This is a genomic window from Massilia sp. CT11-137 (assembly GCF_047302885.1).
Lineage (GTDB): Bacteria > Pseudomonadota > Gammaproteobacteria > Burkholderiales > Burkholderiaceae_D > Telluria > Telluria orientalis.
Map to the genome: position 1 here is coordinate 2,844,369 of NZ_JBKYMP010000002.1, position 23,205 is coordinate 2,867,573.

A 23,205-nucleotide genomic window follows, 5' to 3' on the forward strand; every position below is an offset into this window, starting at 1 on the left:
ATGCCGGGCCGGCCACGCGCCGCGCATGAAGCACATGGGTCCTACCCGGCCCTCATGACGGCGCGACCGCGCCGGGAGTGTCCAGTTCCATCGAGTCGCGCCGGCGCGCGGTGCGCACCCGCGCGGCGCGTAGCGTGGGACCATCCGCATGCGCCGAAGTTCGCTCCTGTACACCCTGACGCACGTTAATCTCGCGGCGGTTGAAGCATGGAAGAATCCATTCTCGTGCCGCAGCCGCGGCGTGTTCACGGGAGAGACAGTGGAAAGCGCGAGCGAGTTCCTGCGGGTTCTGCAGCACGAGAAGGTCCTGAGCACCGCGCACCGGCCGTTGCGCCTGCGCCTTGCCCAAGGCGGCCAGCTCGCGGAGGACGTGCTGCTGCCCCAGCGGGTCGTGGGCCACGAGGCGATCTGCGGCGGCATCGACTACCGCGTCGCCTGCCTCGCCAGCAGCCCGCACATCGCGCTGAAGGACCTGATCGCGCTGCCGGCCGAACTGCGGTTCGTCACCGACCGCGGCATGCTCCGCAGCGTGTGCGGCATCGTCACCGAGGCGCGCGCGGGCGACGCCGACGGCGGCCTGGCCGGCTACGAGCTGGTCTTGCGCGACGTGTTCGCCGTGATGGAAAAGCGCACCAACAGCCGCGTGTTCCGCTACCAGAACGAGCTGGAGATCGTGCAGGTGCTGTGCGACGAATGGCGCCAGTCGAACACGGTGCTGGCCAACGCCTTCGAACTCGAACTCGATCCGCTGTTCGACATGCGCCAGTTCCCGCCGCGCGAACAGACCATGCAGTACAACGAGTCGGACGCCGCGTTCGTGCGCCGCCTGCTCAAGCGGCGCGGCATCGCGTGGGTGTTCCGGCCGGGACGCAGCCGCGGCAGCCCCGTCGATCCCGCGCACGACCGCACGCCCGCGCACACGCTGGTGCTGTTCAACGACCCGAACGGCCTGCCGCGGAACGCGGCCGGCACGGTGCGTTACCACCGCGACAGCATGGCGGACGGCCGCGACACCGTCAGTTCCTGGCGCGCCGCGCGCCGCCTGCAGCCGGGCGTCGCCACGCGCCACAGCTGGGACTACAAGAATCCCGGCGCCGCGCAGTTCATGACGGCCTCCGCGCGCAGCAACGTGGACCAGGGCCCGAGCGGCAACACGCTCGCCGCGTCGCTGGACGACTACCTGATCGAGATGCCGCACGCGGGCAACGACGTCGAGGACCACTGGCGCCTGGGCCAGGTGCGCATGAGCCGCCACGAATTCGAATCGAAGTGCTTCCAGGGCGAGGGCAGCGTGCGCGACTTCTGCGCCGGCCAGTATTTTGCGCTCGAAGGCCATCCCGAGATCGACACGCACCCCGCCGCGGAGCGCGATTTCGTGATCACGGAACTGCACGTCGTGGCCGACAACAACCTGCCGCGCGATCTGGAACGCCACGCCAGGCAGGTGTCGGCGGACGCCGCCCTGAGCGCGCTGCCGGCGCCGCGCGCTGGCGACGGGCAGGCGCGCGTGCGCGTCAGCTTTTCCGCCGTCCGGCGCGGCATTCCGATCGTGCCCGCTTACGATCCGCGCACCGACCTGCCGCAGCCGCCGCTGCAGAGCGCCATCGTCGTCGGGCCGGCCGGCGAGGACGTCCATTGCGACGCGCTGGGCCGGGTAAAAATCCGCTTCCCGGGCATGCGCGTCGCCGACCATCGCCATGCGCACGGCGCCGGCGCGTCCGATTCCCCGGCCGATTCGGCCTGGGTACGCGTCGCCTCCAACTGGGCCGGCAACGGCAACGGCAGCCAGCAGCAGGCCGGCGCGCTGGCGCTGCCGCGCGTCGGTTCCGAAGTGCTGGTGGCCTTCCTCGGCGGCGACCCGGACCGCCCGATCATCCTCGCCCAGCTGTACAACCAGCGCACGGCGCCGCCCGCGTTCAGCCAGGCGGGCGTGCTGCCGGGCAACCGCTACGTATCCGGCACGCGCACGCACGAGATCCAGGGGGCGCGCGGCAACCAGCTGCGCTTCGACGACACGCGCGGCGAGATCAGCGCGCAGCTGGCCAGCGACCACGGCACGTCGGAACTGAACCTCGGCTGGCTGACGCGGCCGCGCGCCGACGGCACCGGCACGCCGCGCGGGGAGGGCGCCGAGCTGCGCAGCGACCTGTCGGTGGCCGTGCGCGGCGCCCAGGGCGTCCTGATCAGCGCGGAGGCGAGCCCGCAGGCGGAAGGGGGCCAGCTCGACCGCGCCGGACTGGCGGGCCTGGCTGACGTCATGCAGGGCATCCTCGACGAAGTGGGCAAGCTGGCGGCCGTCCACACGGACGACGAGCCGACGGGCCGGCGCCTTGCCGCCCTCGTCGACAAGCTGAAACGGTGGCACGCCGGCAGCAACGTCGCGGAAGGCGCGGCGGGGGGCGGGGAACCTATCCTGGCCGCGACGGCGCCGAACGGCGTCATCGTCGCCAGCAACGACAACCTGGCGCTGGGCGCGGGCGGCAAGGTGGACGTCGTCAGCGCGGGCGACGCCGAGGTCGCGGCCGGCGCCAACATCTTCGTGCGCGCCGCCCGCCGCCTGAGCCTGTTCGCCCACGAACTGGGCGTGCGCCTCGTCGCGGGCCGCGGCGACATCATCGTGCACACGCACGTGGGCAATATCCAGATCAGGTCGGCGGGCCGCATCAGCCTGATCGCCGCCGAACGCATCGAGCTGGAAGCGCCGGCCGTGAAGATCATCGCGCCGGGCGCGCAGACCGACTGGGCCGACGGCACGGTCACCCAGCAGACGAGCGGCCGCCAGGTCTTCAAGGCGAGCGAATTCGACCAGGTCGGCCCCGGCGGCGCGACACCGGAGGGCGTGCGCATGCCGACGTCGCACCTGCACACGGACGAATACGTCGTGCTGCGCCACCAGCAGACCGGCAGGCCGGTCCCGAACCAACGCTACCAGGCGACGTTCGAAGACGGCCGCACCGTCACCGGACGCACCGACGAACAGGGCCGCACCTCGTTGCTGATCGGCGAAATGATCGGCGACGTCGACATGGCCTTCCTCCCCGACGACGACCCGGCCCGTTGACGCCGAATTTTCCGCAAACTCAACCCAGACCACGGAGCGCGCATGGCAGACCCGACCCGCCCCTTGCCCAACCTCGTCCCGCAGCCCGACGGCAGCTGGACGGGTCGAACCGTCCTGACCCCCACCTCGTTCACGACACGCGGGCTGTTCACCTTGCCGCCGTCGAAGGTCGTTCCGGTCATCGTCGTACCGGGGATCATGGGGAGCAATCTGCGGGCCGCGACCAGTCCGGCGATGCGGGCGAACGAGCTGCTGGATCCGGGGGAACCGGCGTGGCGGGCACCGAATGGGACGTTCGAGGGGTTGAATACGTCGCGTAAATGGAAGAAATACGATGCCGGGACACGGCAACTCCTGTTGGATGGCCGAACACTCGAGACCGATAATCGCGGCGACATCCATTTGCCTCTTGAGGCACGCAATTACGGGATGACGGAGGCCGAAGTGCGCCAACGGTCGTGGGGCGAAGTGCACTGGGATTCCTACGGAAACCTGCTTTACGGCTTGCATGTGGGTCTCAACCATACGTTCGAAATGGATCAGCTCGACAACGTGCGCGTGATATGCCGCCACTGGAAGGACGTCATGGAGTGCGACCCCGCCAAGTGGGGCGTGCGCGGTATCGACAAGGTCAGCGAGGAAGAGCTGGAAAAGCACGCTGGCTATTACTATCCGGTTTACGCGTGTGGCTATAACTGGCTCGAATCGTGCGCGGACTCGGCCAGGCGGCTGCGTCAACGCATCGAGCGCATCATTGCGTTCTGGACGGAGCGCAGGCGTGAGTGCCGACAAGTCATCCTGGTGACCCATTCGATGGGCGGCCTGGTCGCGCGCGCTTGCGCCAAGGAGATACCCGATCTGATCCTTGGGGTGATTCATGGCGCGATGCCGGCACTCGGCGCACCTGTTTGCTATCGCCGGATCGCTTGCGGAACCGAGAAGTGGAGCCCAAGCAATGGGAAAGTGGACAACGTCAAAGCTGAGCACATCGCTGAAATCCTCGGTGAAATGCCGAAAGACACAATGGCGGTCATGGCCACCGCGCCAGGTGCTTTGCAATTACTGCCCAACCATTTGTATCCGCAACCGTGGCTGCATGTCTCGCTGGTCAGCCGGATCAATAACAAGGATGTACCGAGGGATGTTGTGCATCTACCGGTCGGTAATCCATATGACATGTATCGCGACTTCGACGCATGGTATCGCTTGGCAGACCCGGATCTCGCAGACCCTGCCGGCAAGTACAAGGGCAGTCCCGGAATCAGGGAAATCATGTGGAAGGCAATCGGCAGTGCCGAAGAGTTTCATCGCCAGACGCTGGGCACCTACTATCATCCGAACACGTATGCCTTCTATGGTGCCGATCCCGGACATATGTCCTTCGGCGCCGTTCGCTGGGTCGCGCGCGACCCCGGCACCGGTGCCGTTTTCACGGAATCGAACCTGCGAGGCGCGGTCGGTCACGGCTACGGCCCGTCCGGAGGGCGCCGCGTGCAAGTCGAGGGGCGCACCAATCTGCACTTCGTGCCGGCACGCCAGGATGTGGCTGGCGACGGTACCGTGCCGCACCAGTCCGGTGCGGGTCCACGCGGTAAAGTTGGCCAGCTATTCGATGTCCGTGGTTTCGATCATCAGGGCGCGTTCAATGCCGACGCGATCCTGTTGCTGACACATCACCTTATCGTCAAGCTGGTGCAAAAGCTGCCATGAAGCGCACATTGAAACGCGGATTGCGGAAGGCAGTTGTCTTGCCCCTGGTGTCGGGCTGTGTCGACGCGTACGCGGCAGGGCAACGGGCTTGCTTGCCATTGGACAAACCAGTATGCAGGTCAGGTGAGGTAATGTTTGACACCGGTAGGTTTGACGACAGGACTGCGCTCGAGCGGCAGTCGCCGCGATCGTCAGCCTTCGACCCTGTCGTCAAGCTGGTGTCGATGTTGCCATGACGCGAACGAGGAAGCGCGGCTGGCGAGAGCTCATCGTATTGTGCGCAGCTCTCGCCTGTGCGGGAACCTGGGCCGCCGGTCAGGTCCGCAGCATACGAGACAGATCCGAGGTGGCAAAAATGACCGAACAGATGAAAACGGTATGTGTCGGACGCTACTTGGTCGATGTGCCGAGCGAGGCAGAAACGAGCCTTTCGGGGGAAATGATATCCGGATTCTCGATCGATACGGTCGAAGAAAGCGAGGCGGCGTTTCGGGCACGGGTCGACACACGAGAGTCCGCCATAGCTGCGCAAGAAAACGACGCGGACCCGGCCCGGGCAGGAGGGATGATCGAAGCACGCGATCTACGAATTGCCGGAATGATTGGGCGCGCGCTCGAATATGGCAGGGATCGCACCTATGGTTTCGAGGGTGGGCGCCGTGTCGATGTCGAATGGGTATCGGTGGAGGTCCATGCTCACCTGGAAGGGGTCAGTTTTACCCTGTCGAAAAAAGTTGCCAATGAGGGCGACGCAAGATTGGCTGAAGCATTATTGACGCGCCTGCACGTGCGTGGCAGCGACGACATCCCGGCGTTTCCGGGGTTTTGTGTCTGGCGCGGCGTATTCGCGGAGCCGCTGCCTGAGCATACGAACGAACACGTCGTCTTTCATCTCGGCCTGCCAGGCCATCCTGACATGGGGCTGGCTCTCAGCAGCGTCGCGGGCGGCCACGTCGACGACGGGTTGCTCGAGCGCGTCGCTCTCGCGGATGCAGAGGCGAGTGCCGACGAGATGCTGCGTGTAACCAAGCTACGTTCGGGCAAACGCAACATCAACGGAATCGAGGGTGAAGAGGTCCTCGAGCGCGTGCGCGAACTGAATTTTACGACCGGCTATGGCTTCATGTGGGAGGCCGGCGGGGGCGTCGACGATTTGTTGCAGCCACATCTGTTGCTGAATATGGAGACAGGCACCAACCCGCGTCCGGGCGGTAAGCCAGTCGACTCCAGCCTGCACGAAGACGCCGTTCTGGCCCTATGGGACAGTATCTCGTCCAGCATCCGCCTGCGCAAGTCCGGCCCGGCGCCGGCGGCCGAGCCTCCGCCAGAACCGCCCGGACCGGCGCTGGGAGCATTGGCTTCGGCCGGGGACGTCTGCCCACAGTCAGGCTGGTGGAAATGCCGTGAAGGCGGACCCGGTGTGGATGTGCAAGGCGGTGCAGTCCAGTGGATTCGCAAAGGCGACCGCATGCCGCAGGCGTTGCTGTTACCGCGGCAGACGCTGTGGCAAAAGCTGCGTGGCCTCCAACCGAGCATCGAACCGTCGCGGCCGACCATGTGGAGACTGGTCGACAAGCGCCTGCGCCCGCGTACGCCTACGCTGGTTACGCTTGCCCCGCCCGGACCGGTCGGTGCGGCCCTGGAAGACGACGCCGTCCACGCACCGGCAGCGGCACTCGGCGCGAACGTCCGGACCGGCGAGGTCTGTCCCGCCAGCGGCTGGTGGCGCTGCGGAGAGACGCATGCCCTCGACGGGACACGCTGGTTTCCCCGTGGGAGCACGCTTCCGGCCGCGACGTTCCAGATACCGGTCGGCGTATTCGGCCGTTCCGCCGGTCCGGAAGTGATCCAGCGGCGCAGTACCTGGCAACTGATGCGCCTTGCAGAAGCCGAATGTGCCGCGCTTCTTGCCGATAGTGGGCAGGAGGCGCAAGACGGCATGGCGCCGCCCCCGGTCGGGCCGTCGCGGCTCGCGTGAGGGCTGCCGGCTCCCGGCCCGCCTGCCATGCGCAGCTGCATCCTGGGCTTCGTCACCGGCGTCACGTACCTGCAAACCAGCGCCACGCTGCCGACATCCGGTCAGTTGGCCACCGGCGCAGCGACGGCGCTCTTGGTGCTGGCCTGCGCCGGCATGATCCGCCCCCCGCCAGCACGCATCATCGCGCTCGCCGCCGCGGGCCTGCTGTCCGGCTACGCGTGGGCCGCCTTCCTGGCCCAGGCGACGCTGTCGGCGGAGCTGGCCAGGCGCGACGAGGGCCGCGACGTGCGGGTCGTCGGGATCGTCGAGACGCTGCCTTACCGCTTCGACCAAGGCGTCCGCTTCGATTTCCGCGTGGAGCGCACCATCGATGACCCGGTACGCGTGCCTTCCCACATCGCGCTGTCGTGGTACCAAGGCCGCTATGGCATACGCCAGGCCGTGGGCGACGTCCAGCCCGGCCAGCGCTGGCAATTGACGGTGCGCCTGCAGCGCCCGCACGGCAACGCGAATCCGGGCGGATTCGATTACGAAGCGTGGCTGCTGGAACAGGGCGTGCGCGCCACCGGCTATGTGCGGGCCGACGACGGCAACCGGCTGCTGGACGCGTTCGTGGCCGGTCCCGGCGCGGTCGTCGAGCGCGTCCGCGCGGCGCTGCGCGCGCGCATCCAGGCGGCGCTCGCGGGCCGCACGTACGCGGGCGTGATCGTGGCGCTCGTGATCGGCGACCAGCGCGGCATCGAGCAGGCCGACTGGCAGGTGTTCAACCGCACCGGCATCGGCCACCTCATTTCGATCTCGGGCCTGCACATCACGATGATCGCGGGACTGGCCGCGTGGGCCATGTCGGCGCTGTGGCGCCGCTCGTTCTTCACCGATGCGCGCCTGCCGCTGCGGCTGCCGGCACAGAAGGCCGCCGCGCTGGCCGGCACCACCGTCGCCTTCCTGTACGTGCTGCTGGCCGGCTTCGGCGTGCCGGCACAACGCACCCTGTACATGCTGTCCGTCGTCGCGCTCGCGTTGTGGATGGGGCGTCTCGCGGCCGTGTCGCACGTGTTGTGCGCGGCGCTCGCGGTCGTCGTGCTGCTCGATCCGTGGGCCGTGCTGTGGCCGGGGTTCTGGCTGTCGTTCGGGGCCGTGGCCGCCATCCTGTTCGCGGGTCATGGCCGGATCGGGCCGCCGCCCGCGGGTCCGCGCGGCGCGCTGCTGCTGGCCGGCCGGACGCAATGGGCCGTCACGGCCGGGCTGGTGCCGTTGACGTTGCTGTTGTTCGGCCAGGTGTCGATCGTGAGCCCGGTCGCGAATGCGGTGGCGATTCCGCTCGTCAGTTTCGTCGTGACGCCGCTCGCGCTGGCCGGCAGCCTGGTGCCCGGGCCGCCGGGCGACTGGCTGCTCCTGCTCGCGCACTGGACGGTGGAGATGCTCGCCTGGCTGCTGCGGCTGATGGCCGGCTGGCCCGGCGCCGTGTGGCGCGCGCCGGCACCGCAGGCGTGGGTGTTCGCGCTCGGACTCGGCGGCATCCTGTGGCTGCTGATGCCGCGCGGCTGGCCGCACCGCTGGGCCGGGGCCGCCGCGCTGCTGCCGATGCTGCTGCAGCTCCCGGACCATCCCCGCGACAACACCTTTCGCGTAACCGCGTTCGACGTAGGGCAGGGCATGGCGCTGCTCGTCGAAACGCAGCGGCACCGCCTGCTGTACGACACGGGTCCCGCGTACGCCCCCGGCGCGGACGGCGGCAGCCGCGTGATCCTGCCGTACCTGCGGATGCGCGGCATCGCCACGCTCGACGGGATCGTCGTCAGCCATGGCGATACGGACCACACGGGCGGCGCGCTGGCGGTGCTGGAAGGCGTCGGCGCCGGCTGGCTCGCCTCGTCGCTGCCCGCCGATCACGCCATCGTCCGCGCGGCGCCGCGCCACGTGCGCTGCAGCGCCGGCCAGCATTGGGAGTGGGACGGCATCGCGTTCGACATGCTGCATCCGACGCCGGCCAGCTACGATGACGCGCACCTGAAGACGAATGCCCGCAGCTGCACGCTCCGCATCAGCAACGGCCGGCGCACGGTGCTGCTGGCCGGCGACATCGAGGCGGCGCAGGAAGCGGCGCTGGTCGAGCGCGCTCGGGATCGCCTGCGCGCGGACGTCCTGCTGGCGCCGCACCACGGCAGCGGCACGTCGTCCACGCTGGCCTTCCTGCAGGCCGTGCGGCCGGAAGTCGCGGTGTTCCAGGTCGGATACCGCAATCGCTACCACCACCCGAAGCTGGAGGTGTATGAGCGCTACGGTGCGCTCGGGGTCGAGCGACTGAGGACGGACGACGCCGGCGCGCTGGTGCTGGACTTCGGCGCCGACGTGGCCTGGCGCGGCTACCGCACCGACCACGCGCGCTATTGGTACGGGCGCTGATCAGACCACGCGCGGCAGCGTGATCGTGACCCGCAAGCCGCCTTCGGCCCGGTTGGCGGCCGAGATCCGTCCGCCATGCGTCTCTACGACCCGCTTGGCGATCGCGAGACCGAGCCCGTGGCCGTCGACGTTGTTGCGCGTGGGGTTGGAGCGGAAGAAGGGCTCGAACACGTCGCCCAGGTGTTCGGACGCGATGCCGGGGCCCTTGTCGAGGACTTCGATGTGAACGAGGTCGCCGTCCGGATGCACGCGGACGTCCACGGGGCCGCCCGGACCGTGCTTGACGGCGTTGCGCACGATGTTTTCGACGGCGCTCCACAGCAGGTCCGGGGCGCCGCGTACCGTGACCGGTTCCGGCGCGTCCACGTCCACCACCGCGCCGGCTTCGAAGCGGGCGTCGTCGGCGATCTGGTCGACCATCTCGACGAGGTCCACGGCTTCGGTCGCGGGCAACGTGGTCGCCGCTTCCAGGCGCGACAAGGTCAGCAGCTCGCCGACGAGGCGGTCCATGCGCACGCTTTCGCGTTCGATGCGTTCGAGCGACGCCTGCAGCCGGTCCGGCCGCTGGTGCGCGAGGCCGATGGCGGCCTGCAGGCGCGCGAGCGGCGAGCGCAGTTCGTGCGAGACGTCGTGCAGCAGGCGGCGCTGGCCGTCCATCAGGGCGCGCAGCTGGGCGCTCATGCGGTCGAAATCGTGGCCCAGTTCCGCGAGCTCGTCGCCGATGAGGCGCGGCGCCGCGTGGGCGAACCTGGGGGCGAGGTCGCCCGCTGCGGCGGCATCGAAGGCGCGCTGCAGGGCGCGGATCGGGCGCGAGAAATACCAGGCGAGGAGGGCTGCGAACAACAGGCTGGCCAGCGTGGCGGCGACGATCGGCAGCCAGGGCCCCACGTGGCGGCCGAATTCGGGCGGCAGGCCGAACCAGCCGCCGCCTGGACCGCCGGGGCCGCCGGGTGCGCCGTCCGTGCGCGCGCCCGGGTCGCCGCCACCCGCGCCGGCCGGCGGCGGCCCGGCGCTCGCTCCGATGCCGAAGCCGCGCGGACCAGGACCGTCCATGCCCGGCATATGCCATGCGCGCGAGGCGAAGGCCGTGTAGCGGCGGCCGTCGGCGCCCGTCAGCTGGGCGACGGCGTGTGTGCGGCCGTCGCCGTTCAGGTTGCGCTCGACTTCCTCGCGCAGCCTGGCGGGCACCTGCCGGTCGAGCAGTTCATGACCCTGTTCGTCGAGCACATACAAATGCATGCGGCGGCTGCCGGCGGCGAGGTCGCGCAAGGCGTCGACACCGCCGTGCTTCAGCGTCGCGGCGGCGGCGTCGAGCATGATCGTGGCGGGCGGACTCTTGTCGAGCGTGGGTTCGCCGCCGCGCTGGCGCGCCTGGTCGCGCAGCCACAAGGTGCCGCCGACGCCGATCGTCGCGGCCACCTGGGCCAGCAGGATGGACAGGAAGAACTTCCAGAACAGCCGGCCCATCGCTACTCGCGGATCAGCTGGTAGCCGAGACGGTAGACGGTCTGCAGGCAGGAACGCCCGTCCGACAGCGTGCCCAGTTTATGGCGCAGGCTCGACAGGTGGACGTCGATGTTGCGGTCGAAACGGGCCAGCGGGCGGCCCAGGCCCTGCTCGGAGAGGTCGCTCTTGCTGACCGGGCGGCCGGCGTTGCGCGCCAGGACTTCGAGCAGGTTGAATTCGGTGCTGGTCAGGTCCAGCGGCTGGCCGTCCCACGTGGCGCGCCGCTGCTCCGGCAGCATCGTCAGCTTGCCGACGGTGAGCGTGATGCCGGGACCGTCGTTGGGCGAGCTTTGCGTGCGGCGCAGGATAGCGCGCACGCGCGCCGTCAGTTCGCGCGGCGTGCAGGGCTTCGTGACGTAGTCGTCGGCGCCCAGTTCGAGGCCGAGGATGCGGTCGGCGTCGTCGCCGCGCCCCGTCAGCATCAGGATCGGCATGCGGCTGGCGGCGCGGATGCGGCGCAGCGTCTCGATGCCGTTCATGCGGGGCATCATCACGTCGAGGATGGCGATTGCGTACTGGCCGGTCAGCGCTTCGCGCGCGCCCGTCTCGCCGTCGTGGGCGCAGGCGACGCGAAAGCCTTCCTGTTCCAGGTATTCGGAAAACATGCCGACCAGTTCGGTGTCGTCGTCGATAAGCAGGACTTGGTTCATGCTCGCATCTTAGCGCAGCGCGACTGTGCCGGCCACGACCGCCGCCGGCTCTTTACGCGCTTTTACACGCCGACAACACGCCTTAACGTCGAGACAATCGAGAATGGCGTCTCCGAACAAAAAAGGATGACAGACATGAAATTCACAAGCATTTCCGCGGCAGCCGCGCTGCTCGCCGCCTGCCTTGCCGCCACCCCGGCCTTCGCGGCCGGCGAACCGGATGCGCCGCCGCCCGCCGGCCAGCGCGGTCCCGGCGGCGACCACGAGCGGGGCCCGGGCATGCCCTTCGGCCACGTTCCGCTGCACCGCCTGAAGCTGACGGAAGCCCAGCAGGACAAGGTGTTCGCCATCATGCACGCCCAGGAGCCGCAGCACCGCGACTACGACAAGGCGATCCGCAAGGCGCACGACGCGCTGCGCGAACTGGGCCGCGCCGACCGGTTCGACGAGGCCAGGGCCGGCGCGCTGTCGCGCGACCTCGGCCAGGCGGTGGCGGCCCAGGCGCTGCTGCGGGCACGCACCGACGCGCAGATCCAGGCCGTGCTGACGCCGGAGCAGCGCGAGCAGCTGAGCCAGCACCGCATGCGGGGACACGATGGGGGCGAGCGGCCGTAGGCGTTTCCCTCTAAATACTCGGAGATAATGACATTACAATGGGTGTTGTCTTTATTACGCGGTGCCGCGTCATCCCATTCCCGATGTCCAAGCCTTTACTCCATTTCACCCACGGGAACAGCTACCCGTCCGGTTCGTACGGCCGCCTGCTGGACGACTTGCGCCGCGATTTCGACGTGCGGACGACGGACATGCTGGGCCACGACCCGCGCTTTCCCGTGCGCGACAACTGGCACACGCTGATCGACGAGCTGATCGCGCAGCTCGAGGGGTACGGCCGGCCGGCGATCCTCGTCGGCCATTCGCTGGGCGGCGCCGTCGGCATGCTGGCGGCGCACCGGCGGCCGGACCTGGTGCGCTGCGTGGTGATGCTGGATTCGCCCGTCGTCGCGGGCTGGCGGGCGTGGGTGTGGCGGTTCGCGAAGATGCTCGGACTGCGCATGCGGCTGTCGCCGGGGAACGTGGCCCGGCGGCGGCGCAACGTGTGGCCGTCGCGCGCGGCCGCCTTCGAGCATTTCATGGCGAAACCCGTGTTCCAGGCGTGGGCGCCGGGTGCCCTCGACGATTACCTGGAGCACGGCCTGAAACCGCATGCCGACGGCGTGCAACTCCGCTTCGACCGCGACGTCGAAGCGGCGATCTACAGCACGCTGCCGCACGACATGGCCCGGGTGCTGCGCGCGCCATTCCCCGTGCCCGTCGGCTTCATCGCGGGGACGGATTCCACGGAGCTGCGCCAGGCTGGCCTGGACGGGACGCGCCGGCTGGTCGGCGACAATCTCGTCACGATCGCAGGCACGCACCTGTATCCGATGGAGAAGCCGGCGCTGACGGCGCAGCTGACGCGCGCGATGATCGCGCGGCTGCTGGCGCAGGCCGAGGAAAAAAAGGCCGGTCGTCCGGCGGCGCTTTTCGCGTAAAATTGCGGGATTGTTATTCCCCTTTTTAGAGAAGACCCCCAGCGATGAGTATCAAGAGCGACAAATGGATCCGCCGAATGGCGGAAGAACACGGCATGATCGAACCGTTCTCGCCGAAACAGGTGCGCGAGACGGACGGCCGCAAGATCATTTCGTGGGGCACGTCCTCGTACGGCTACGACATCCGCTGCGCCGACGAATTCAAGGTGTTCACGAACATCAACAGCACCATCGTCGACCCGAAGAACTTCGACTCGAACTCGTTCGTCGACGTGAAGAGCGACGTGTGCATCATTCCGCCGAACTCCTTCGCGCTGGCCCGCACGATCGAGTACTTCAAGATCCCGCGCAACGTGCTGACCGTCTGCCTGGGCAAGTCGACCTATGCGCGCTGCGGCATCATCGTCAACGTGACGCCGTTCGAGCCGGAGTGGGAAGGCTATGTGACCCTGGAGTTTTCGAACACGACGCCGCTGCCGGCCAAGATCTATGCCGGCGAAGGCTGCGCGCAGGTGCTGTTCTTCGAGAGCGACGAGGTCTGCGAGACGTCGTACAAGGACCGCGGCGGCAAGTACCAGGGCCAGCACGGCGTGACGCTGCCGAAGGCCTGACAGGTTGAAGACGTAAAAAAACAAGGAGGCCGAGGCCTCCTTTTTGCGTTCGTGGCACGCGGCCGCATCGTGGGCACGGGGTGCCCACCCTACGATTTGCCGATTGCCGTAGGGTGGGTTCCCCGAGCCCACCGAGCGCCAGCGATCAGTCTTGCCTCACGCAGTCGACGAAGTACCCCAGCTTCCCGTCGACCTCGCGCTTGACGAGACCATGCACGTCCGTCTCGAAGCCCGGGAACCGCTCGTTGAAGTCGCGCGCGAAGCGCAGGTAGTCGACGATGGTCTTGTTGAAGCGCTCGCCCGGGATCAGCAGCGGGATGCCCGGCGGGTAGGGCGTCAGCAGGATCGCGGTGATGCGGCCTTCCAGTTCCTCGATCGCCACGCGCTCGATCTCGCGGTGCGCCATCTTCGCGAAGGCGTCCGACGGCTTCATCGCCGGGATCATGTCCGACAAGTACATCTCGGTCGTCAGGCGGGCGACGTCGCGCGACTTGTAGAAGTCGTGGATCTGCTGGCACAGGTCGCGCAGGCCCCACGATTCGTAGCGCGGGTTCGCGGCCGTGAACTCCGGCATGATGCGCCACATGGGCTGGTTGCGGTCGTAGTCGTCCTTGAACTGCTGCAGGGCGGTGACGAGCGTGTTCCAGCGGCCTTTCGTGATGCCGATCGTGAACATGATGAAGAACGAGTAGAGGCCGCACTTCTCGATGATCACGCCGTGCTCGGCGAGGTACTTGGTGACGATCGACGCCGGGATGCCAGAGGTGCCGAACGAGCCGTCCAGCGACAGGCCGGGGGTGACGACCGTCGCCTTGATCGGGTCGAGCATGTTGAAGCCTTCGGCCAGTCTGCCGAAGCCGTGCCAGTCGTCGTCCGCGTGGATCATCCAGTCGGCCTGCGTGCCGATGCCTTCCTCGCTCGTGACCTGCGGGCCCCACACCTTGAACCACCAGTCGTCGCCGTAGTCCTCGTCGACCTTCTGCATCGCGCGGCGGAAGTCCAGCGCTTCGTAGATCGATTCCTCGACGAGAGCGGTGCCGCCCGGCGCTTCCATCATCGCGGCGGCGACGTCGCACGACGCGATGATCGAATATTGCGGCGACGTCGACGTGTGCATCAGGTACGCCTCGTTGAACGCGTCCTGGTCCAGCGCGACGGTCTCGGATTCGCGCACGAGCACCTGCGACGCCTGCGACAGGCCCGCCAGCAGCTTGTGCGTGGACTGCGTCGAGAAGATCATCGACTGCTTCGCGCGCGGGCGGTCGCGGCCGATCGCGTGCATGTTGCGGTAGAAGTCGTGGAACGTCGCGTGCGGCAGCCAGGCTTCGTCGAAGTGCAAGGTGTCGATCTCGCCGTCCAGCAGTTCGCGCAAGGTCTCGACGTTGTAGACGACGCCGTCGTACGTCGATTGCGTGATCGTCAGGATGCGCGGCTTCTTGTTCTTGGCTTCACGCGCGAACGGGTTCGCTTCGATCTTCCGGCGGATCGACTCCGGCGAGAATTCTTCCAGCGGGATCGGGCCGATGATGCCGAGGTTGTTCCGGGTCGGCATCAGGAACACGGGGATCGCGCCGCACATGATGATCGAGTGCAGGATCGATTTATGGCAGTTGCGGTCGACGACGACGATGTCGCCCGGCGCCACGGTCGAATGCCACACCATCTTGTTCGACGTCGAGGTGCCGTTCGTGACGAAGTAGCAGTGGTCGGCGTTGTAGATGCGCGCCGCGTTGCGCTCCGACTTCGCGACGGGGCCGGTGTGGTCCAGCAGCTGGCCCAGTTCCTCGACGGCGTTGCAGACGTCTGCGCGCAGCATGTTCTCGCCGAAGAACTGGTGGAACATCTGGCCGATCGGCGATTTCAGGAACGCGACGCCCCCCGAGTGGCCGGGGCAGTGCCAGGAGTACGAACCGTCGTTGGCGTAGTTGACGAGCGCGCGGAAGAACGGCGGCGCCAGGCTGTCCAGGTAGGCTTTCGCTTCGCGGATGATGTGGCGCGCGACGAATTCCGGCGTGTCCTCGAACATGTGGATGAAGCCGTGCAGCTCCTTCAGGATGTCGTTCGGGATGTGGCGGCTCGTGCGGGTCTCGCCGTAGATGTAGATCGGGATGTCCGAGTTCTTGTGGCGGATCTCCTGCACGAACGCGCGCAGGCCGCTCAATGCGAAATTGGTCTCCTCGATGGTGCCGCCGCCGAATTCCTCGTCGTCGATCGACAGTACGAAGGCGGAAGCGCGCGACTGCTGCTGGGCGAACTGCGACAGGTCGCCATAGCTGGTCAGGCCGAGCACTTCCATGCCTTCTTTTTCCATCGCGGCCGCAAGCGCGCGAATGCCGAGACCGGAGGTGTTCTCGGAACGGAAATCCTCGTCAATGATGACGATTGGGAAACGAAATTTCATGGACAGCTCCAAAGCGAAGCGCCGTGCGCGCCGCTATCCGGGAGGGAAGGCGGCCGGGCACGGCACCGGAAAAATGAAGAAGCGGATTTTCGCAGAAATCGCGGGGTCCCGTGCAAAAATTTTTAATAGGTTAGCTACACGGGGCAGATTGTGGCGCACTCTTGTGTAAAGGGGATGACGAAGCTGCCGCTGCGTTAAGGGATTAACGGAAGCGGGCACCCGGCGGGCATAGAGTGGAGACTCTTTTTGCAGCCGAGGCCATCATGTCCACCGTCCGCGTCCAGTTGGAAAGCAACGTCCCCCGTTCGCCCGCCGAGCTGTGGGACTGGAGCACGTCCGTCGAGGGCGTCGTGACCGAGATGGGACCGGTCCTGAAGCTCGATTTCCCCGAGGGGATGACGCACATCCCGCGCGATGGCAGCAACCTCGGGCGGCCGCTGGGCGATTACCGGTTCCTGCTGTTCGGCGTCGTGCCGGTCGATCTGTCGCGGCTGACCTTTACCGAGATGGAGCCGGGGCGCCGCTTCGTCGAGCAGTCGCCGCTGCTGTCGATGAAGAGCTGGCGGCACGAACGGATCATCACGCCGTCCCCGGACGGTTCGAAAGTCGTCGACCGCCTGGAATTCACACCGCGCTTCGCCGGCCCCGTCGTCGGCTGGATCATCGAGCGCTTCTTCCGCCACCGCCACGCGGTGCTGAGGAAGCACTACCGCGAGCGCCGCTCAGTGGCCAGAGGCCGGGCGGCGTGTTCGACCGCGTGATCGTGCGGCCCGTGTACGTGACAACCCGTGTCCGGACATGTGTTACCTGACTTTGTCGTAGGTGACGATGGCGTAGTCGACGCCGGCCGTCGGCGAGTGCAGGGGTTCGTTCGACACGGCGGCCCACTGCGCGCTGTCGATCTCCGGGAAGAACGTGTCGCAGCGGTAGGCCTTGTCGATGTGCGTGACGACCAGGCGGTCCGCGACGTGCATCGCCTCCGCGAAGATCTGCGCGCCGCCGATGATGCTGGCCGAATCGTTGCCGACGAGGGCGACTGCATCGGCCAGCGAATGCACGACGTCCACGCCGTCGTGGCGCCAGCCGGTATTGCGCGTGACGACGATGTTGCGGCGGCCCGGCAGCGGGCGGCCGATCGATTCGAACGTCTTGCGGCCCATGATGATCGGGTGGCCGAGGGTCACGCGCTTGAAGTGCGCGAGGTCCTCGGGCAGGTGCCAGGGCAGCTGGTTGTCGACGCCGATGCCGCGGTTGGCATCCATCGCGACGACGAGGGACAGATGATGAGCCATGCGAACCTCCTTGCTTACACGGCGACCGGCGCCTTGATGGCCGGATGCGGGTCGTAGCCGACGATCTCGAAGTCTTCGAATTTGTAGTCGAACAGCGAGTCGGGCTTGCGGTGGATGACCAGCTTTGGCAGCGGACGCTCTTCGCGCGACAGCTGCAGCTCGACCTGTTCCATGTGGTTCGAGTACAGGTGGCAGTCGCCGCCCGTCCACACGAAGTCGCCGACGTCCAGGCCGGCCTGCTGCGCCATCATGTGCGTGAGCAGCGCGTACGACGCGATGTTGAACGGGACGCCGAGGAAGATGTCGGCACTGCGCTGGTACAGCTGGCACGACAGCTTGCCGTCCGCGACATAAAACTGGAACAGCGCGTGGCACGGCGGCAGCTTCATCTTCGGCACGTCGGCCACGTTCCAGGCCGATACGATCATGCGGCGCGAGTCCGGATTATTCCTGATCTGGTCCATGACCTGCGTGATCTGGTCGATGTGCTCGCCCGCGGGCGTCGGCCAGCTGCGCCACTGGTAACCGTAGATGGGACCGAGGTCGCCGTTCGCGTCCGCCCACTCGTCCCAGATCGAGACGCCGTTTTCCTTCAGGTACGCGATGTTGGTGGAGCCGGCGAGGAACCAGATCAGTTCATGGATGATCGAGCGCAGGTGCAGCTTCTTCGTGGTGACGAGCGGGAAGCCGTCCTGCAGGTCGAAGCGCATCTGGTGGCCGAACACGGAACGGGTGCCGGTGCCGGTGCGGTCGGTCTTGACCGTGCCATGGTCCAGCACATGGCGCATCAGGTCGTGGTATTGGCGCATCGGTGGGCTCGAGGAAAGGTTGAAAACCCGCGCATTTTAACCGATGCCGCGCTCCACCGCCGCTGCCAGCAGCGCCACGGCTTCGCGCACGCGGCCGTCGGGCGTGTCGAGCAGATTGTCGCCCACGTACAGTTCGAAGAACGAGGTGTCCGGCAGCACGCCGTGATTGACGCGGTTGAACGGCCAGATGCCGTGGTCGCGCGCCAGTTCGCGGCGGATCTCCAGCGCGCGCTCGCGGCTCACGGGCAGGTGCACGTGCAGCATGTTGGCCTGCGGCCGGGCGGGGTTCGCGCGCAGCACCGGGTGGTCGCGCAGCACGTCGAACAGGAAGCGCGTGCGCTCGAAGTACGCGGGCATCGCGGCCAGTCGCTGCTCGAACTGCATCGCGGCCGCGACCACGTACGGCGAGCGGTGGATCACGTTGCCGCCCTGGCGCTTGAACCATTCGGCCGCCTGCGCGACGAATTCGCGGTTCCCGGCCAGCATGGCGCCGCCGAGCCCGCCGATGCCCTTGTACAGCGACGTGTAGACAGTGTCGAAGCCGGCCGCGATCTCGGCCACCGGACGGCCATAGCCGGCCGCCGCTTCCCACAGGCGCGCGCCGTCCATGTGCAGGTGGATGCCGCGCGCGCGGCAGTGCGCCTTGATGGCCTGCAGGTCGTCCCACGCCGACAACTGGCCGCCGATCTCGCGCATCGGGATCTCGAGCGCGACGGCGGACAGGCGGTCGGGGATGCCCGTGATGTCGGCGGCGGTCCATGGACGATACGGGTCGCCCGTGCGCAGCGCGTCGAAATGGCCCAGCAACTGGTAGTTGGAACGTTCGTGGACGAAGATGTGGGCGGTCGGATGCAGCGCCACCGGTGCGCGTCCGCGCGCGTCGGCGGCGAGGCGCAAGGTCGTTACCTGCGTGAGCGTGCCGCTGATGCAGAACACGGCGGCCTCGAAGCCGAGAACTTCGGCCACGCGGGCCTCGAAGCCCTGGATCAGGGCGCCGTCGCCGTAGGTGTCGTGGGCGATGCCGTTGGCGTCGCACCAGGCGGCCATCGCGGCGAACATCTCCGCCGGGGTGCGGGCGCGGTGGCCGGGGAAGACGGTGGTGCAGCGGGCGAGCAGTTCGGTGTCGGTCAAGGGGGGCTCCGGTGTAGATGACGTTACTCTACACCGAAGAGGATAGAGGTGAAAGGGCGACGGTCGTCGCTACATCGTCATCCCCGCGAAGGCGGGGACGACGGTGGTTTGAGTTAGTACTGCGCGAGCGCGAGGCGCTTCGTGTCCTGCTGCTGGTCCAGCTTGAACAACCGTACCGAGCGCGCCAGCTGGTCGGCCTGTTCCTGCATGGCCTGGGCGGCCGCGCTGGCTTCCTCGACGAGGGCAGCGTTCTGCTGGGTGACCTGGTCCATCTCGCCGATCGAGCGGTTGATGTGCTCGATGCCGGTGCTCTGCGCCGCATTGGCCGTGCTGATGCGGGCCATGATGGCGGTGACCTTCTCGGCGCTGGCCAGCACTTCGTTCATCGTGACGCCCGCTTCCTGCACGATACGGCTGCCCGTATCCACTTCCGTCGTCGACGCGACGATCAGGCCCTTGATCTCCTTCGCCGCGGCGGCACTGCGCTGGGCGAGGTTGCGCACCTCGGTCGCCACGACGGCGAAGCCGCGGCCCTGTTCGCCGGCGCGCGCGGCTTCCACGGCCGCGTTGAGGGCGAGGATATTGGTCTGGAACGCGATGCCGTCGATGACGCCGATGATGTCGCCGATCTTGCCGGACGACGCCTTGATCGTGTCCATCGTGTCGATCACTTCGCGCACCATGCGGCCGCCTTCCTGCGCCACCATCGACGTGTTCACCGCGAGCTGGTTCGCTTCGTGGGCATCGCCGGCGTTGCGGCGCACGGTCTCCGTCAGGTCCTGCATCGAATTCACGGTGGACGCCAGGTTGGCGGCCTGCTGCTCGGTGCGCGAGCACAGGTCCAGGTTGCCGCTCGAGATTTCGCCGGATGCGTTGGCGATCTGCTCCGCGCCGCTGCGCACCTGGCCGACGACGGTCGACAGGCTGCCGCTGATGTCGTTCATGGCTTCGGCCAGCAGGCCGATCTCGTCGCTGCGGTCGACGGGGATGCGCACGGTGAGGTCGCCCTCGGCGATGCGGACGGCGGCGTCGCGGGCCCGTACGAGCGGCCGGGTGACGGTGCGCTTCATCACGGTGTGCAGGATCGCCGCGAAGATCGCCAGCGCCACGAGGCCGATGACGATGTAGCGGTTGCGCAGGCTCGCCGCTTCCGTGGTGATCTCGTCCTCGTACGTGCCGCCCGCGATCATCCAGTTCCAGTCCTTGAACAGCGTGTAGGCGGCGACTTTCGTGCGCGGGCTCGTCTCGCCCGCTTCGGCGTTCTGCCACGGGTACTGGATCAGGCCGTGCTTCGTTTCCAGCATCTCCCGGATGAATTCGCGGCCGCCCGCATCCTTGCTGGCGAGGATGTTCTTGCCTTCCTTGACGGGGTGGACGATCAGGTCGCCGTAGGTCTTGCCGGGCGTTGCGTCGAGTACGTAGTAATAGCCCGTGTCGCCCACCTTCATCTTCCTGATGCGGTCGCGCAGCGCGGCGATGTTGGCGTCGACGTCGAGGCCGACGTACAGGATGCCGATCACCTTGCCGGACGCGTCGCGCACCGGTTCGTAGTCCGTCATGAACTGCTTGCCGAACAGCTTCACCAGGCCGACGTAGGGTTTACCGGCGCGGATCGCGGCATACGCGGGGCTCTCGTGGGCGAGGATCGTGCCGACGGCGCGGTCGCCGTTTTCCTTCTTGACCGACGTGCTGATGCGCACGAAGTCGTCGCCGCTCGCCACGAAGATCGTCGCGTTGCCGCCGGTCTGGTGCGTGAAGCGGTCGGGCAACGTGAAGTCGAGGTTCAGGGGCTTGCCGTTCGCTGTCAGCGTCGGCACCTGCTTGTCGCCGACGGCAACGACCGCGTCAGGGTCCAGCGCGAACTCGCCTTCGAAATCCGTGGCGAAGATGCGGCCGAAGCTCGTGGCCTGGCTCTTCATCACGTTGTCGAACATTTCGACGGCGTTGACGACGCTCTGCAGCTCGGAGTCGACGTTGGCGATCGCGCGGGCATGCAGCATCGACGACGTCGTCCAGGTGATGGTGAAGACGAGGCCGGCGAGGATGACGGCGACGAGGGCGAACGAGAAGGCCGTGATCTTTGATCCGACCGTCAGGTTCGCGACGCTGAACGATTTCTTGTTCATGAAGATAGGGGATGAGCTGACGTTGCGATATGGTACGTCAGGTATCCCCTAGGAAACAAAATTGTGTCGTCTTTTCGACGTGTTCATGCAACAAAATCGTGCCGGGACGGCATGAATCGTTACGTAAAGACGCTCGGCGTTGTCGCCCCGCTAACTCAATGTTCGACTTGCACGTTATGGAACTGTAAAGCCGCCAGGTTCGCGTAGATGCCGCCGAGCGCGACCAGCGATGCATGCGTGCCCGTCTCGACGATGCGCCCGTCCTCCATCACGATGATGCGGTCGGCCCGCTGCACGGTGGCCAGGCGGTGCGCGATGATGAGCGTCGTGCGGCCGACCATCGCCGCTTCCAGCGCGCGCTGCACGAGGCGTTCCGACTCCGCGTCGAGGGCGCTCGTCGCTTCGTCCAGCAGCAGCAGCGGGGGATTCTTGAGCAGCGCCCGCGCGATGGCGATGCGCTGGCGCTGGCCGCCCGACAGGCGCACGCCGCGCTCGCCCAGGTAGGACTGGTAGCCCTGCGGCAGGCGTTCGATGAATTCGTGGGCCGCGGCCAGCCTCGCGGCGGCGATCACTTCTTCGTCCGTCGCGTCGGCGCGGCCGTAGCGGATGTTTTCCAGCGCGTTCGCGGAGAAGATCACGGTATCCTGCGGGACGATGCCGATGGCGCCGCGCAGCACGTGCAGGTCGAGGTCGCGGATGTCCACGCCGTCGAGGCGGATCGAGCCCGCCTGCGGGTCGTAGAAGCGCAGCAGCAGCTGGAACAACGTGGTCTTGCCGGCGCCGGACGGACCGACGACGGCCACCGTCTCGCCGGGTTTTACATCGAGGCTCACGTGGTCCAGCGCCGCCGTCTCGGGCCGCGACGGGTAAGAGAACTGGACGTTCGCGAGATTCAGGGCGGCGCCGCCGGCCGTGCGGTTCGGCAGCGGCGTCGGGTGCGCGGGGTTGCGGATGTCGGAGCGGACGGCCAGAAGTTCCAGCAGGCGCTCGGTGGCGCCGGCCGCACGCTGGGCCTCGCCCATCACTTCGGACAGCGCGCCGATGGCGCCGGACACGATCGACGCGTACAGGATGAACTGGCCCAGGTCGCCGCCCGTCATGGCGCCTTCCAGGACGGCGTGCGCGCCCAGCCACAGCACGAACACGATGGCGCCGAAGACCAGTGCGATCGCGAGCATCGTGAGGACGGCGCGGGCGCGGATGCGCCGCATCGCCGTCGCGAACGCGCCTTCGACGGACGCGCCGAACCGCCGGGCTTCGATCTTCTCGTGGGTGAAGGCCTGCACGGTGGGCATGGCGTTGAGGATCTCGCCGGCGATGGCCGACGCGTCGGCGATGCGGTCCTGCGAATCGCGCGACAGCTTGCGCACGCGCCGGCCGAACAGCACGATCGGCACGACGACCAGCACCAGCAGGCCGAGGATGATGGACGTGAGCTTCGCGCTCGTCACGAACAGCATCGCGAGGCCGCCGATGAACAGTAAGGTGTTGCGCAGCGCGAGCGAGATGCTCGTGCCGACGACGGTCTGGATCAGCGTGGTGTCGGTCGTCAGGCGCGACAGCACCTCGCCGGTGCGCGTCGTCTCGAAGAATTCGGGACTCTGTTCGACGACGTGGCGGTAGACGGCGCTGCGGATGTCCGCCGTCACGCGCTCGCCGAGCCAGGACACCGTGTAGTAGCGCGCGGCCGTCGCGACCGCGAGCACGGCCGCCACGCCGAACAGCGCGAGGAACGTGGCGTTGACGCTGGCGGCGTTCGACGCACCCCCCTTCGCGCCGAAGCCGTGGTCGATCATCTGCTTGAAGGCTGCGGGAATCGCCAGCGTGGCGCTGGCCGCGACGAGCAGGGCGATGCCGGCGAACAGGAACTGGCGGCGGTACGGCCGCAGGAAGGGCAGCAGGCCTTTCAATGCGGCGAGGGCGCCCTTGCGCGAGGTGGTGTCGTTGGTTGGGGTGGCGCTGGTGGAACCGTTGGTCATGTCGTCTTCG

General features: G+C 67.5%; 16 protein-coding genes. 8 read left to right on the top strand and 8 right to left on the bottom strand.

Annotated features, from left to right (window positions below):
- Positions 1-148 precede the first annotated feature (148 nt).
- From ACEN98_RS29635 to ACEN98_RS29650, 4 genes are all read left to right on the top strand, one after another.
- Positions 149-3,061: a type VI secretion system Vgr family protein gene (locus ACEN98_RS29635; RefSeq protein ID WP_413388408.1), complete on the top strand. Its 2,913-nt coding sequence runs from the start codon at positions 149-151 to the stop codon at positions 3,059-3,061.
- A gap of 42 nt (positions 3,062-3,103) precedes the next feature.
- On the top strand, positions 3,104-4,771 hold the full coding sequence (locus ACEN98_RS29640) for an esterase/lipase family protein (RefSeq protein WP_413388409.1): 1,668 nt from the start codon (positions 3,104-3,106) through the stop codon (positions 4,769-4,771).
- Between the two features lie 355 nt (positions 4,772-5,126).
- Positions 5,127-6,749 (top strand): T6SS immunity protein Tli4 family protein, encoded by a 1,623-nt coding sequence (locus ACEN98_RS29645; protein ID WP_413388410.1) that lies wholly within the window; start codon positions 5,127-5,129, stop codon positions 6,747-6,749.
- A 27-nt stretch (positions 6,750-6,776) separates the two neighbouring features.
- Complete coding sequence (locus ACEN98_RS29650) at positions 6,777-9,155, top strand: DNA internalization-related competence protein ComEC/Rec2 (RefSeq protein ID WP_413388411.1); 2,379 nt, start codon at positions 6,777-6,779, stop codon at positions 9,153-9,155.
- Here the strand turns inward: ACEN98_RS29650 and ACEN98_RS29655 are convergent, their stop codons facing one another.
- Together ACEN98_RS29655 and ACEN98_RS29660 are read right to left on the bottom strand one after the other, a co-directional pair.
- A complete protein-coding gene (locus ACEN98_RS29655) occupies positions 9,156-10,622 on the bottom strand; it encodes an ATP-binding protein (protein WP_413388412.1) in 1,467 nt (488 codons plus the stop codon).
- Between the two features lie 2 nt (positions 10,623-10,624).
- The gene (locus tag ACEN98_RS29660; protein WP_413388413.1) at positions 10,625-11,311 is read right to left on the bottom strand and encodes a response regulator; all 687 of its coding nucleotides are present in this window, start codon (positions 11,309-11,311) and stop codon (positions 10,625-10,627) included.
- Between the two features lie 135 nt (positions 11,312-11,446).
- Between ACEN98_RS29660 and ACEN98_RS29665 the strand changes: the two genes are divergently transcribed.
- The 3 genes from ACEN98_RS29665 (at position 11,447) to dcd (ending at position 13,457) form a co-directional block, all read left to right on the top strand.
- On the top strand, positions 11,447-11,926 hold the full coding sequence (locus tag ACEN98_RS29665; protein WP_413388414.1) for a Spy/CpxP family protein refolding chaperone: 480 nt from the start codon (positions 11,447-11,449) through the stop codon (positions 11,924-11,926).
- Positions 11,927-12,009: 83 nt separating this feature from the next.
- The gene (locus tag ACEN98_RS29670) at positions 12,010-12,846 is read left to right on the top strand and encodes an alpha/beta fold hydrolase (RefSeq protein ID WP_413388415.1); all 837 of its coding nucleotides are present in this window, start codon (positions 12,010-12,012) and stop codon (positions 12,844-12,846) included.
- Positions 12,847-12,890: 44 nt separating this feature from the next.
- Positions 12,891-13,457, top strand: a complete 567-nt coding sequence (gene dcd / locus ACEN98_RS29675; protein ID WP_056131857.1) for a dCTP deaminase — start codon at positions 12,891-12,893, stop codon at positions 13,455-13,457.
- Between the two features lie 145 nt (positions 13,458-13,602).
- On the opposite strand, the gene ACEN98_RS29680 is transcribed toward dcd, so the two are convergent.
- Positions 13,603-15,858: an Orn/Lys/Arg decarboxylase N-terminal domain-containing protein gene (locus tag ACEN98_RS29680; protein WP_413388416.1), complete on the bottom strand. Its 2,256-nt coding sequence runs from the start codon at positions 15,856-15,858 to the stop codon at positions 13,603-13,605.
- A 263-nt stretch (positions 15,859-16,121) separates the two neighbouring features.
- Here ACEN98_RS29680 and ACEN98_RS29685 point away from each other — a divergent pair, with 263 nt between their 5' ends.
- Positions 16,122-16,619 (top strand): hypothetical protein, encoded by a 498-nt coding sequence (locus ACEN98_RS29685; RefSeq protein ID WP_413388417.1) that lies wholly within the window; start codon positions 16,122-16,124, stop codon positions 16,617-16,619.
- 42 nt (positions 16,620-16,661) lie between these two features.
- On the opposite strand, the gene ACEN98_RS29690 is transcribed toward ACEN98_RS29685, so the two are convergent.
- The 5 genes from ACEN98_RS29690 to ACEN98_RS29710 all read right to left on the bottom strand — a co-directional run bounded on the left by ACEN98_RS29690 (position 16,662) and on the right by ACEN98_RS29710 (position 23,195).
- A complete protein-coding gene (locus ACEN98_RS29690; RefSeq protein WP_413388418.1) occupies positions 16,662-17,150 on the bottom strand; it encodes a dihydrofolate reductase in 489 nt (162 codons plus the stop codon).
- Between the two features lie 14 nt (positions 17,151-17,164).
- The gene (gene thyA / locus ACEN98_RS29695; protein WP_413388419.1) at positions 17,165-17,959 is read right to left on the bottom strand and encodes a thymidylate synthase; all 795 of its coding nucleotides are present in this window, start codon (positions 17,957-17,959) and stop codon (positions 17,165-17,167) included.
- 36 nt (positions 17,960-17,995) lie between these two features.
- Positions 17,996-19,090, bottom strand: coding sequence for a threonine aldolase family protein (locus tag ACEN98_RS29700; protein ID WP_413388420.1), 1,095 nt, complete (start codon positions 19,088-19,090; stop codon positions 17,996-17,998).
- A 113-nt stretch (positions 19,091-19,203) separates the two neighbouring features.
- Positions 19,204-21,216 (bottom strand): Cache 3/Cache 2 fusion domain-containing protein, encoded by a 2,013-nt coding sequence (locus ACEN98_RS29705; RefSeq protein WP_413388422.1) that lies wholly within the window; start codon positions 21,214-21,216, stop codon positions 19,204-19,206.
- A 155-nt stretch (positions 21,217-21,371) separates the two neighbouring features.
- Complete coding sequence (locus tag ACEN98_RS29710; protein WP_413388423.1) at positions 21,372-23,195, bottom strand: ABC transporter transmembrane domain-containing protein; 1,824 nt, start codon at positions 23,193-23,195, stop codon at positions 21,372-21,374.
- Between the last annotated feature and the right edge of the window lie 10 nt (positions 23,196-23,205).